Origin of the sequence: Mesorhizobium shangrilense (genome assembly GCF_028826155.1) — a bacterium.
In the GTDB taxonomy this organism is placed as follows: domain Bacteria; phylum Pseudomonadota; class Alphaproteobacteria; order Rhizobiales; family Rhizobiaceae; genus Arvimicrobium; species Arvimicrobium flavum.
The window spans coordinates 1-12,302 of the sequence record NZ_JAQGPN010000002.1; the positions used below are offsets into that span (position 1 = coordinate 1).

Annotated in this window: 10 protein-coding genes and 3 pseudogenes; 7 read left to right on the forward strand and 6 right to left on the reverse strand. The window is 58.7% G+C overall.

Annotation, left to right across the window (positions count from 1 at the left end):
• On the forward strand, positions 1-249 hold a 249-nt coding region (locus PD284_RS23275), incomplete at its 5' end, for a hypothetical protein (RefSeq protein ID WP_274630745.1).
• A gap of 23 nt (positions 250-272) precedes the next feature.
• Entirely contained in the window at positions 273-581 is a 309-nt protein-coding gene (locus tag PD284_RS23280; RefSeq protein WP_274630746.1) for a hypothetical protein, read from the forward strand.
• A gap of 443 nt (positions 582-1,024) precedes the next feature.
• Here PD284_RS23280 and PD284_RS23285 read toward each other — a convergent pair.
• From PD284_RS23285 to PD284_RS23310, 6 genes and pseudogenes are all read right to left on the reverse strand, one after another.
• Positions 1,025-1,314 (reverse strand): annotated as a pseudogene (locus tag PD284_RS23285) (3-oxoacyl-ACP synthase); the annotation flags it as partial.
• Positions 1,311-2,555 (reverse strand): annotated as a pseudogene (locus PD284_RS23290) (adenosylmethionine--8-amino-7-oxononanoate transaminase). The pseudogenes PD284_RS23285 and PD284_RS23290, both read right to left, overlap by 4 nt.
• Positions 2,549-2,735, reverse strand: a pseudogene (locus PD284_RS26960) (IS6 family transposase); the annotation flags it as partial. The pseudogenes PD284_RS26960 and PD284_RS23290, both read right to left, overlap by 7 nt.
• A 272-nt stretch (positions 2,736-3,007) precedes the next feature.
• Entirely contained in the window at positions 3,008-3,661 is a 654-nt protein-coding gene (locus tag PD284_RS23300; protein WP_274630747.1) for an L-2-amino-thiazoline-4-carboxylic acid hydrolase, read from the reverse strand.
• On the reverse strand, positions 3,658-4,701 hold the full coding sequence (locus PD284_RS23305; protein WP_274630748.1) for a D-cysteine desulfhydrase family protein: 1,044 nt from the start codon (positions 4,699-4,701) through the stop codon (positions 3,658-3,660). Before PD284_RS23305 ends, PD284_RS23300 begins: the two co-directional genes overlap by 4 nt.
• Complete coding sequence (locus tag PD284_RS23310) at positions 4,698-5,405, reverse strand: GntR family transcriptional regulator (RefSeq protein WP_274630749.1); 708 nt, start codon at positions 5,403-5,405, stop codon at positions 4,698-4,700. The genes PD284_RS23305 and PD284_RS23310 overlap by 4 nt, the downstream gene beginning before the upstream one ends.
• 89 nt (positions 5,406-5,494) lie before the next feature.
• On the opposite strand from PD284_RS23310, the gene PD284_RS23315 reads away from it, so the two are divergent.
• The 5 genes from PD284_RS23315 to PD284_RS23335 all read left to right on the forward strand — a co-directional run bounded on the left by PD284_RS23315 (position 5,495) and on the right by PD284_RS23335 (position 12,289).
• Entirely contained in the window at positions 5,495-6,988 is a 1,494-nt protein-coding gene (locus PD284_RS23315; RefSeq protein ID WP_274630750.1) for a M81 family metallopeptidase, read from the forward strand.
• A 4-nt stretch (positions 6,989-6,992) separates the two neighbouring features.
• Positions 6,993-7,931 carry an alpha/beta fold hydrolase gene (locus PD284_RS23320; protein ID WP_274630751.1) on the forward strand — a complete coding sequence of 313 codons (939 nt, stop codon included), beginning with the start codon at positions 6,993-6,995 and terminating at the stop codon, positions 7,929-7,931.
• A 54-nt stretch (positions 7,932-7,985) separates the two neighbouring features.
• Entirely contained in the window at positions 7,986-9,647 is a 1,662-nt protein-coding gene (locus PD284_RS23325; protein WP_274630752.1) for an ABC transporter ATP-binding protein, read from the forward strand.
• A gap of 12 nt (positions 9,648-9,659) precedes the next feature.
• Positions 9,660-11,249 carry an ABC transporter substrate-binding protein gene (locus PD284_RS23330; RefSeq protein ID WP_274630753.1) on the forward strand — a complete coding sequence of 530 codons (1,590 nt, stop codon included), beginning with the start codon at positions 9,660-9,662 and terminating at the stop codon, positions 11,247-11,249.
• A 65-nt stretch (positions 11,250-11,314) separates the two neighbouring features.
• Positions 11,315-12,289: an ABC transporter permease gene (locus tag PD284_RS23335; protein WP_274630754.1), complete on the forward strand. Its 975-nt coding sequence runs from the start codon at positions 11,315-11,317 to the stop codon at positions 12,287-12,289.
• Positions 12,290-12,302: the final 13 nt, after the last annotated feature.

Here is a 12,302-nt window from a genome sequence, read left to right on the forward strand (position 1 = left end):
ATGATGGATGAGATGCAGCACAGGCGGATTGCGGATGAGTTCAGCGAAGTCGTCGTTCACCTGAAGGGCGGGCCTTCGCTTCTCGGCCTGGTCGGGCTTTGGCGGGATGGTGATCTGTCGGATGGCGAGCTGGCCGATCTGCTGAACGTCTGGAACCAAGCCGTGCGGCGGCGTGATCCTGTGGCATGGATTAAATATGAGCGCGCCAAGGCGGTGTATTTTGAGCGGCGCGACTGGCACTCGGAATAGGGCGAGCATGCACGATTTTTCCGTTGCCCGAGATCATGTATCCGCTGGTCATCGATACGCTCGGCATACATCTGGCGCTTGGCTACGGCATTCACGCCTATTGTGAGACGCAGGGCGGCAGGCGCAATGCCAGGGTGAACCTCGTCCGCTTGGGGCGGCGGGTCGGGCGCGACTACGAGCTGAGCAGCGAGAATCTGCAGAAGCATCTGGCCTGCGCGGCGTGTCGGTGGGCCGGTCGCGACGCGAACAATGTGAGCTTTCGGCTGCACGGCTGTACGCTGCCGTACAGCGATGTCGCCAGCCGCGCCTCTTTCCTTGCCGGGCAGCGCTAATCGTCGCGGCTCGGACCGCCGCGGCCGAGGCCTTTGTCGCCGCGGTCGACTTTGAAGTCATCGGCAGTGTCGGGCTTTTGGCCGTCGTCGCTCTTGGTCGTGCTCTGGCCTTTGTCGGGATGGCCGTAGATGTTGGGATCATCGGTGGGTGTGACCTCCGGCGCCGGCTTGTTTTCGGGTTGGGCGGCGGGGTCTTTGTTGGCGGGTGATGCGGACTCGTCGGGGGAACGCTGGCGCTCGCCGATGCGGTCGAGGAAGCTGCGCTCGGGCTCTTTTTTCGGACCGACGCCCTTGGCCGCCTGATCGAATTCGAATGCGGAACGGTCTTTGCCTTGACGGGTGATGCGCGCCTGGTCGTCGCGCTGCTGTTGTTGGGTCCGGGTCTGCTCCTGTCGTGGGGCGAGCTGGCGAACGGCGAGTTCCTTGCGCGCCTGATCGTGCCGGGCCTTCAGCGGCGCGCTTGGCGGCAGCAGGTGGTCAGGCATCGAGGTGGCGAGGAAGAGCAGGCCGATTTCGTCGCGCGCGATGCCGGCAGCCTCGAGCGCCATCTCGCCGTCCTTGGCCGCGAGTTCCGACAGTGTGTCGCTTGGCTCTGCCCAGAAGCGCGAACGGATACCGGTGCGGCCTTCGATCCAGCCGGCCTTAAGACCGAGATTCGCCTCGATCTCGTCGTTGTCTACCCTGCGGCTCGGGACATGATGGCCGAAGCCGCTATGCGCGCGGTGCGGCTCATCCGGTGCCCGCCAATTCGGCGGCCTCATCGACAGCATCGTAGAGCCGGTCGAGTTCGCCTGATGTCACGCAGTAGAGCGGCAATACATAGATGACGTTGCCGAGCGGCCTGACCAGCAGCCCGCGTTCGAGGAAGAACGCCCTCAACTTCGGGCCAACTTCGGCGAGATAGCCTGATTTGCCGACGCGCAGGTCGAGCGCGGCGATGGTGCCCGCGGTGCGCAGATTCTCGAAGGGTGGATCGTCGCGGAACCGAGCGACCTTTTGCGCTTACATCCGCGACAGTGCCGCCATGCGCCCGGCCACCGGTTTGTCGCGCCAGATCGCGACATTGGCGAGCGCGGCCGCACAGGCGATACGATTCGCCGTGTAGGAGCTCGAATGGAAGAAGGCTTGGCGCGGTCGCTGGAGAAATACGCGCGGAATACCGCGTCGGGTGCCAGCGTCGCCGCCAGCGGCATCGAGCCGCCGGTCAGGTCCTTCTACGTGCAGAGGATGTCCGGTGATATCCCTGCCTGTTCCCAGGCGAACATCGTCCCGATGCGCCCCAGCCGGTCATCACCTCGTCGGCTATGAGCAGCGTTCCCGATTTCTCGGCGATGCGTTTGAGCTCGATCAGGACCCAGGTCGGGTACATCAGCATGCCGCCGGCGCCGAGCACCAGCGGCTCGATGATCAGTGCCGCGGCGTTTTCGTCGCGCGTCAACGCCTCGAAGCTGTCGAGCGTTTCCTGCTCGCGTCCCGCCGCGGGGAACGGGATGGTGTCGACCTCGAAGAGCAGCGGGTCGTAGGCGGCGTTGAACCCCGCGCGCGCCGACGCTCATCGTGCCAATGGTGTCGCCGTGGTAGCTGTGCTCCATGACGACGACGCGCGAGCGTGGCAACCCATTGTTGCGGTGGAAGCCGAGCCATCTTCAGCGCCACCTCGACGCTAGTCGAGCCGCTGTCGGAATAGAACACGCAGTCGAGGCCAGCAGGCGCCATCTCGACCAGCGCCGTCGCCAGCTGCTCTGCCGGCTCGTGGGTCAGGCCGGCGAAGATCACCTGGTCGAGCGTTTCGGTGGGGTCACGGATCGCCTCGACGATTTGCGGATGCCTGTGGCCGTGGGTGATGACCCACCAGGACGAGATCGCATCGAGGGTGCGCTTGCCGTCAGACGTCCCGACATAAGAACCCTCGGTGCGCGCGATCATGGGTGGCACAGACTCGGTGGCATGCTGGATGAAGGGATGCCATGCCATTTATCGGCAAAGCCGCTGGCGGATCGACGACGAATGCGCCGTTCATATTCTCGCCCGAACTTGGAGGCCTACTCCGACACCGTCTGGAACGAGACATCGATCCCGCGTTCGGCGAGCAACTTCGACATGGCGCAGGCTGAGCGGAAACCGGAAATTCAGCCACACCGCATACGAAATGATCTCGGCCGGTGGCGCCTGTAGTGCAGGGCAGCGAGGTCATTTGCGGCTATGCTCATGCCGATTACCGAAGGCAACTTCATGAGTCCTAAGGCGACGCTATCTTGGATCGAACCCACTGAAATCGTGGGGTTTTCGCTATCACATTTCGCGACGACTGGCAAAGTCGGCTTTTCCGCTCGAACGTGTTGCCTGCCTAGTAGGAGACGATTCGTCCTTACGAGGTATGAGTTTGTATTGGATGCTTAGAAAATTCGCCGGTTGATTGTCACTCGTTAGCGTCGGTCAAACTGGAATCGACATTTGTCGTCACCCGCAGCCAATGTGGTGGGTCGTGTGAAGTCCAGATTGTACCGCTTATGGGTCACCTCCTGTGCCCACACTATGTCCATAGCGCAAAAGACAGGGATGACCTGCGGGTATCCAGCTGCTCTCAATAGGTCGTTGAATAGGCAGCGTGTTATGCCGAAATGCGCGCGTTTGTCGTCCGCCACGTCAACCTGATAGCGAAACTGGCTGCCAAAACGCGCTTCTCCTCGCGTCTTGAAATTCGCCCGTGCGTTTTCGAATGCTTGGTCGGGCTGATCTCGCCTAATGCCCAGCCGCGCCTCGGCGTAGCTTTCTGCGTTCTCACGAACCCAGATCGAAAGCGCGCCCACTAGCGCGTCGCGCACAGCACCATCATCCAGACCTTTATCTTTCAGAGCCAACCAGCTTCCCAAAACCTCGCCGACATACTCGACAATTCCCGCGGAGGCCTGATCGGCTCCAAAGCCGGAGTGCTTCTCGGCGAACTGAACAGCCATCTTGTCGATGGCTGCGTCGAATGCCCCGGAATCGACTTCAGATCGAAATCCGGCTCCGGATGCAAACTCTCGAACTTCCCTGCGGAGAATCCGGGAACGCTCTTCGGGCGTGTCACTACTCATGAGGCGAGTTCCTTGTCGCGCAGAATGGTATTGAAGGCCTCGGCGTAGGCGAATACCCCTGGAATGCCTCCCGTGTGAACGAACACGATGGTGCCATCGTTATCGTGCCGTCCCTCCGCAATGCGGGCTAAAAGGCAGTGCATCGCCTTGCCTGTGTACACCGGATCAAGAAGGGTTCCGGTCTGCCTTGCAAAGTGGGCTATTGTCTCAAGCATGGCGTCGTAGGTCAGTCCATAGCCTGCACCCACAAACCGATCGTCGCATTCTAGCCGCGGGTGGTTTCCGGCGATTCCAAGTGCCTGGAACGCTTGAGCACAAAGGGGTGCAACGATTTCCCTCAAGTTTGGACTCCGGTGCAAAATGCTGACGCCTACAACGGTGGTCGTCGCTGAGCTCATCGCACTTCCGACAACCAGGCCGGCCTGCGTCGAGCCGCTTCCACTAGCTGTAATGATCGAGCCGGGAGAAATCTCCTGCGCGCCCAACTGCTTGTGGATTTCCACTGCTACGCGTGCAATCCCTATCGCGCCGTCTCGGTCTGAGCCGCCAAAGGGGATAATGCGCACATTCCGGCCGGAATCTCGCAATCGTAGGGATAGCTGCTCGCTGTATGCCAGCACATCGAGGCCAGCGTCGAGACGATGTATCGTGGCACCGAAAAGTTCCGCGAGTAGCAAATTGCCGCTGATCTCATACGAAGGGCCCTGCCCAGTTACACGCTCGGAGAGTATGAGTTCGCACCTTAGTCCTAGCTTCGCGGCTGCCGCGGCGGTCAGCCTTGCATGATTGGATTGAAGGGCACCGAAAGTAACAACGGTATCAACGCCCGCATTTCGCGCGGATGCCAGCGCAACCTCCAGCTTACGAAGTTTGTTGCCTCCTCCCCCGAGAGGACCAAGGTCTTCTCTCTTGAGAAAAAGCCGCAGGCCACGCCTACCCAACTCAGGCAAGGAAACTTCTATCAGTGGGGTCGGCGCTTCGACAAACTCAATCCTGTCGAACTTGTCCAGCCGACCCATTGCATCGGTCGTCGACATCATTTTCTGAGGTCTCCGAGCGCGACTGAATCAAACATGTCGTTCAGGGCATCCATGACGACACGTTCTGAGTTCTGGAGCTGACGGAGCGCGATCTCTGCCGCCTTTTCGCCGTCACCATCGGTCAGCGCTGCGATCAGATCCCGGTGTCCGTGCTGCCAGTTTCTGCTCCAGTTGGTGTAGCGCATGCCAACTCGCAAAATGCGCTGGCTTTCATCATGGAGCTTCTCTATCAGCATGGCGGCCCGTGCATTGCCGGCCGCGCGCGCAATGGCAACGTGAAGTTTCGCGTTCGCCTTGAAGAACTCCGCTTCTTCCGAAGGATCGTTGGGGTTGTAGTTGCCGGCCGTCTGATCATCCAATTGGTTTAGCAGATCGGCGTCGACTCGGCCTGCAGCGCGTCTGGCCGCCTCGGGTTCAAGCTGCATTCTCAGATCAAACACTTCGCGTACGTCGCGCAGGGTGATGGGACGTACGACAATTCTGCGTCTGGACTGAGCCACCAGCCAGCCCTCCTGAACGAGACGCGAAACTGCCGCGCGTGCCGGAGCACGTGTCAGTCCAAAACGCTCGACCAATTCGATTTCGACGACCGACGTACCAGGTTGGAGTTCTCCACCAAGAATCGCAGCATGCAACCGAGCAAAAGCCCGATCGGTGAGCCCCTCCGCGACAGCCGGCCCACTTTCACCATCCAAATTTTCCATCCTTGACATTTTCTTTTGACACCTCGTCGCATTTGGATATGTTGTAATGGATAAATGTAGAGAAGTCACATGTCAATTGGAGTGGTTGCATGCGAATAGCCATCGGTGGATTTATCCACGAAACCAATACCTTCGCGCCGGCTCCGACGGTATTCGAGGACTTCGGTGATTGGCTTGGCAACGGAATTCCCGTTGGCAAAGAGATATTCGAGCGCACTCCGAAGACCATAGCGCTGAGAGGCGTAAGCGCGCGGGCCCGAGATGACGGGCATGAGCTTGTCCCGCTGATTCATGCGCCGGCTTCGCCAGCGAACAAGCTCACTGAGGATTGCTTCGAACGCATTTCGGCGATGCTAATCGAGCGGATTGGGGATCCTACGCGCCTCGATGGAGTCATCCTGGATCTTCACGGTGCGATGGTTGCTAAGCATCACTCTGATGCCGACGCGGAGATTCTTCGTCGCGTACGAAGTCATGTCGGTCCGAATGTACCCGTGGTTGCATCCCTCGATCTGCACGGCAACGTAACCCCGGAAATGATCACGATTGCTGACGGTCTGGTCGGCTACCGGACCTATCCACACGTCGACATGTACCAGACAGGCGAACGGGCATACGAACTATTCCTGGCACTAAAGTCGGACGCTCCTCCCAAGGCGCGCGGCTTCAGGAGCATTCCCTTTCTAATGCCGATCCACCGTCAGACCACGATGAATTCCCCCTGCAGCGAGCTTTATGCCAGCCTCGCGCGCCACGAGGCCGAGTGTGGCGACGGTGCGAAGCTCTCCTTCATGATGGGTTTCACGTTAGCTGATGTGAACCAGTGCAGGCCGAGCCTGTATGGCTTTGGAGCCGACCAACAAAAACTCGACCGTGCTCTTGATGCGATGCTCGAGGAGATTCTTGACTGCGAAGCAGAGTTTCACGCAGCCCTCCCGAGCGCTGACGAAGCTGTGGCCGAAGCACTGAGGCAGCCGGAGGGCGTTACTGTTCTCGCCGACGTTCAAGACAATGCGGGCGGAGGCGGGACATCCGACACCATTTGGGTTTTGGAGAGCCTCCTGAAGGCAAAGGCTAAGGACGCCGTGGTTGGGCTTATGTTCGACCCTGAAGCCGCCAAGGCGGCTCACGCTGCAGGCCTTGGAGCTGACATTGAGATACCGCTCGGTGGCAAAGGCATGCCTGGACACGCGCCATTGGTGCGGTCGTTCCGTGTGGCCGGCCTTCACGATGGGGTCTTTCGGCTCAAAGGTCCCATGATGGCGGGCTCCGATCAAAACCTCGGCAAAATGGCCTGGCTCGTCTGCGACGGCGTTGGCGTGGTCGTGACCAGCGTTCGGACTTGGTACGTCGAGCGTGAGAGCTTTGCAATTACTGGCGCGGTGCCCGAAGAGCACCGCATCGTATCGGTCAAAAGCACAAACCACTACCGCGCCGACTTCACGGAACTGTCTTCACGGATCATCGAACTGGGGGCCCCAGGCGCTGTCACGCTCGACCCTTCGAAGCTTTCCTACAAAAACCTGCAGCCCGGAACGCGTTTGTACGGAACCGGCCCGGCATTTCAGCCGGCAAAGGTGTAACGTCATGAAACTAGCAAGAATGGGAGACCATGCCGCAGCGATTGGCGTGGTCGCCGGGATCGCGGCAACGCAGTCGCAAGCCGCGGAGAGGTCGGGCTTTGTGGAACGCGACGGCTATCGGCTCAATTTCAGCGTCGAGGGTGAAGGTGACATCCGTCTGCTCATCATCGGTAGTATTCCCTACTATCAGCGAACTTTCGCACCCGAATTGCGGAAGAAAATGCAAATCGCCTTCATCGACCATCGTGGTTTTGTCGAGGCGCCCGCCGGTCAAACTGTCGATGATGTGAAGCTGGCAAAAGTACTCGGAGATATCGAGGCCTTGCGCACCGAAATCGGCTGGGAAGCGCCCATTGTGTTGGGGCATTCGGGCCACGGATTCATGGCAATCGAATACGCGAAGCTCCACGCTGACAACGTTTCCGGTGTCGTGTTGATGAATCACGGCCCGAGCAATAGCGAAGAAGATCGGGCTGTAACGGAACGTAATTGGTCGGAACTAGTTGCGCCGGCACGCCAGGCCATCGAGGCCGGCCAAATGGCTCAGCTCGGAATGAGAATTGAGAAGAATCCGCAGGATCGCTTCCTCCTCTTCACGCTTGCGATGGGAGCACGAAGCTGGGCCGATGCGAGCTATGACGCGAGGCCGCTCTGGGAAGGTGTGCCTATCAACCTTCCGGCAATCGATCAGATGTGGGGTATCGAATTCGCGGAACTGAATATCGCGGCCGGCCTTGGTTCGTTCGACAGGCCGGTGCTCATGCTTGCAGGCAAGTGGGACTATCTCGTCCCCGCACTGTCCACCTGGGATCGCGTTCGCGGAGACTTCAGAGATTTAACTGTCCGGGTCTTCGCCAACAGCGGACACACGCCGATGCTCGAAGAGCCCGAAGCATTTGAACAGGTACTTTTCAGTTGGATCAGCGAGAAGGTCGGCAACTGAGACAAGATAGCTTCTGACAGGCCCCTTGTTCTGAGACCCCGAAAGATTGAGTCCATGGTCGCATCCGCAGTTCTTAAGCCCGACTTGTCCGAGCCCATACTGACGCTCGATGGCGTCAGCATAGGTCTGGTGATCGGTGGACATACAAAACGTCTCGTCGAAGACATCTCTCTGACGCTTCACAGAAACGAAATTCTGTGTCTGGTTGGTGAGTCAGGATCGGGCAAAACCCTCACCGCGCGCGCGCCAATTGCACTGTATTCGTCGCAGGCGCTCTCCGTCACCGGCGGCCGCATACTCTACGACGGGGAAGAGCTTACTCGACTCACAAAAGGCCGCATGCGCTCGATCCGCGGCGCAAAAATCGCAATGATTTTTCAGGAGCCAATGACCGCGCTCAATCCGCTAATGCGAGTTGGCGAACAGGTCGAAGAGATAATGATCGCTCACGGCCGAGGTTCGCAGGGTGAACGCAGGAAGCGGGTCCTTGAACTGTTCGAGGAGGTTCGGCTACCAAATCCCGAAAAGGCACTCGACGCCTTTCCGCACCAGCTTTCCGGTGGTCAGCGTCAGCGTGTCATGATCGCGATGGCGTTGGCATTGGACCCCGATGTGCTGCTGGCTGATGAACCAACGACGGCGCTCGATGTGACGACGCAGAAGCAGATTCTCTCGCTGATCAAGTCCCTGCAGGCGCGACACGGGACGGGGATACTGTTCATTACGCACGACTTCGGCGTTGTCTCCGAAATCGCCGATCGTGTGATCGTCATGCAGCACGGCAAACTGATTGAGCAAGGGGCATGTGATCAGGTTCTGAAAGCGCCGACGCATGCCTACACGAGACACCTCATCGCTGCGATACCACATGCGCACGGGGCCGGCAAGGAGCGCCCGTCGGGACCGAGCATTCTTGAGGCCAGCAATATTAGAAAGACGTATGTGTCGCAAGGAACGTTCTCGAACAAGTCTATCGAAAAACATGTCCTGTTCGATGTCTCCACGGAGGTGCGACAGGGGGAAACCTTTGGAATTGTCGGAGAATCCGGCTCTGGTAAGACGACGCTCGGGCGCATACTGGCCGGCCTCCTGCCGCATGATGCCGGGCAGGTTTTGTTTTGCGGCAAGGAGATCGGCACATCTAATGCTGAACGACGCGAGTTCAGGAAGAAGGTTCAGATCATCTTCCAGGATCCATATGGATCGTTGAACCCACGACGTCGCGCTTGCGAACTGATCGCCGCCGGACCTGTTGCGATGGGCGCAAGTCGTGACGAGGGTCGCAACATCGCGACCCGAATGCTCGACATGGTCGGGTTGCCGCCGGAGGCGATCGATCGCTGGCCGCACGAGTTTTCAGGGGGGCAGCGGCAGCGCATTGCCATAGCGCGTGCTTTGGCCATGAAGCCCGAGCTCATCATCGCAGATGAAGCGACTTCGGCACTTGATGTCTCGGTACAGGCGCAAGTTCTTGAGCTTCTAAAAGACCTGAAGAAACAGCTGGGCCTGACACTTGTGCTCATAACTCACGACTTGCGGCTCGCAGCCGGCATCTGCGAAGGCGTCGCCGTCATGAAGGACGGACGCATTGTCGAACAGGGCAGCATAGCGTCCGTATTCGGAAACCCGGAGCATGCCTACACCCGGGAACTTCTGTCGGCGGTGCCGGGCAGGGATAGGCCGCTCAGATCCACAATCCAAAGACAAGACGATTAGGAGGAGAAACCGATGACTTACAGAATTGCCAGAAGATCACTTTTGCTGGGCGCTTCCTCGATCGCCACGCTGACTGCCTTCGGCTCACGCCCGTCCCTCGCAAGGCTGGGCGGGGAGATTACCGTTGTACACAACATCGAACCGCGCTCACTGGTCGGTGCGCTGGGCGGCGGCTCGACCGTGGCAGAACATTCGGCCAAGTTGCACGATTCACTTTTTTTTCACAACGGCACCGACATCGAGCCGCGCCTCGGAACCGAGGTGAGAAACACTGCAGACGCCTTGGAGTTCACCGTCAGACTCCAAGAAGGCGTGACTTGGCATGATGGTCAGCCCTTTACGTCGGCCGATGTTGCATTCACGGCTTTGGAAATCTGGAAGCCCCTGTCGGGCAATGTCGCGTACCGGCGGATCGCATCGGTTGAAACACCTGACGATCTGACGGTGGTGTTCAAGATGAGCGAACCCGTTTCGCCGGAGTTTTTCATGAACTCCATTAGCTCCGGCTTTGGTCAGGTAATACCCAAGCACATCTATGAAGGAACCGACTATCATGCCAATCCGGCAAATAAGGCGCCGGTCGGTACCGGGCCGTTTATGTTCAAGGAGTGGAAAGCCGGCCAGTACCTAATATATGAACGTAATCCGAGATATTACCGCGACGGATTCCCCTACGCCGACCGTATTCTCTATCGTTTCGAGAAGAGTGAAGCCAACGTCGCCGCCGTTCTGGAAAGTGGCGAAGCAGATGTCTCGGTGCGCAATGCGGTACCGTTGAGCGACATCGAGCGGCTTAAGACCATGGAAGGGCTTTCGGTCACGTCTGAAGGAAACGATGCGGTCGCCGGGTTCTTGCACATGGAGTTGAACACCCGCCGAGAGGCGACCGGGAAATCGGAGGTGCGCCAGGCCATCGCACATGCGCTCGACATGCGGGCGCTAATCGACATTGTCTATCTCGGCTATGCTCGGCCAGTATCAGGCCCACTGCCCAATGGCTCGGTCTATCGCAAGCGTGGGCTGCCGGCCTATGAGTTCGACCCGGCCAAGGCCGAGGCAATGCTCGACGTGGCCGGTTATCCGCGCGGTGCCAACGGCATACGGTTAACGCTCGATTTCGTATGCGCCACCTGGTACCCGGCGACGCGCCAGGCCGGCGATGTCGTACGCCAGCAGCTGTCCGACGTCGGTATCGAGACAAATCTCGTGACACCAGATTTTGGCGGCATGGTTACACGTGTTTACAAGGACTACGACTACGACATCGCGTTGTCGAATTCGGCACATTTTTCTGACCCCGGTCTCACAACCTTCGATTGGTACTGGTCAAAGGCCGCCATCCCTGGCGTACCTTTCCGCAATACGATGGGATACATGAACCCGGAGCTAGATGCAGCGATTGAAACCGCGCTATCGACGGGAGATGCAGATGCCCGCCGGGCAGCGATCGACAAGTTCCAGGATCTAGCCGTGCAGGATCTGCCGCTGATTCCGCTCGCGGAAACGACGATCTTCACCGTATACCGCTCGGACCTGCAGAATGTTGCAGACAACCCGCAGTGGAGCCAAACGAGCTGGGACAACGTTGGCCGCGACATCTAGCTGAGGACAGACAATACGCGCGGATGGAGAGCTTTGCTCCACCGTGCACTTTCTGAAAAACCAACATGATCCGAATCGTAAATGCACTTTTATTGCGCGTTTTCAACGCGCTCCCGGTACTTATCGGTGTGGTTACACTGACCTTTTTCCTGCTGCAGCTCGCTCCAGGCGACATTGTCGACGTTTATGCAGCTGAGACCAATCTTGCGGACCCAGGTGAGCTTGAACGCCTGCGCAGGGAATACGGTCTGTATCAACCCATCTGGCTGCAGTATTTATCATATCTGGCTGGAAGCCTGACGTTCGACTTCGGTTTCTCGCTCCGCGAAGGTGCGCCCGTAATCGAGATGATTCTTGATCGCCTTCCGGCCACCTTGCTGCTGAATTTCCTGGCCCTGACTTTCGCCTTCATAGTTGGCGTGACGCTGGGCACTCTGGCGGCATTGCGCGTTGGTACCTGGGCTGACGCTGCTCTGTCCGTCCTCATGATAGTGTTTTTTGCAGCGCCGAGCTTCTGGGTCGGCCTGATGTTCATCGTTGTCTTTTCGGTCAACTTTGGCTGGCTCCCGGTTTCAGGGATGGTCACCGTTGGCGCGGAGTATGGCATGCTCGGCTATTTGTGCGACGTGGCGCTTCACCTCATCCTTCCGACTCTCGCGCTGGGGCTATTCTATGCATCGATGTTTGCTCGCGTAATGCGAGCATCAGTTCTCGAAGTGCACGGAATGGACTTCGTGCAGACCGCAGAGGCGAAAGGACTACGCGGCGGGCGGATTGTGCTGAAGCACATCCTGCCGAATGCGATCCTGCCAGTCGTCACGCTGTTGGGTTTGAATGTGGGCACCGCACTCGCGGGCTCGGTCGTGATCGAAAGCGTATTCTCATGGCCAGGCATCGGATCAATGCTGTTCAGTGCCGTTCAGGCGCGCGACATACCGATCGTTACCGGCATCCTGTTCCTTTCAACATTCCTCGTCATCGTAGCCAACATTCTGGTCGATCTTTTCTATGTCTGGATCGATCCCAGGATCGAAGTCTGAAAGAGCGCGAACG

What these genes read in the sequence shown, in the direction of transcription:
- PD284_RS23300 (WP_274630747.1), bottom strand. Translation starts at nt 3,661, where the DNA reads ATGAGTAGTGACACGCCCGAAGAGCGTTCCCGGATTCTCCGCAGGGAA.
- PD284_RS23305 (WP_274630748.1), bottom strand. Translation starts at nt 4,701, where the DNA reads ATGATGTCGACGACCGATGCAATGGGTCGGCTGGACAAGTTCGACAGG.
- PD284_RS23310 (WP_274630749.1), bottom strand. Translation starts at nt 5,405, where the DNA reads ATGGAAAATTTGGATGGTGAAAGTGGGCCGGCTGTCGCGGAGGGGCTC.
- PD284_RS23315 (WP_274630750.1), top strand. Translation starts at nt 5,495, where the DNA reads ATGCGAATAGCCATCGGTGGATTTATCCACGAAACCAATACCTTCGCG.
- PD284_RS23320 (WP_274630751.1), top strand. Translation starts at nt 6,993, where the DNA reads ATGAAACTAGCAAGAATGGGAGACCATGCCGCAGCGATTGGCGTGGTC.
- PD284_RS23325 (WP_274630752.1), top strand. Translation starts at nt 7,986, where the DNA reads ATGGTCGCATCCGCAGTTCTTAAGCCCGACTTGTCCGAGCCCATACTG.
- PD284_RS23330 (WP_274630753.1), top strand. Translation starts at nt 9,660, where the DNA reads ATGACTTACAGAATTGCCAGAAGATCACTTTTGCTGGGCGCTTCCTCG.
- PD284_RS23335 (WP_274630754.1), top strand. Translation starts at nt 11,315, where the DNA reads ATGATCCGAATCGTAAATGCACTTTTATTGCGCGTTTTCAACGCGCTC.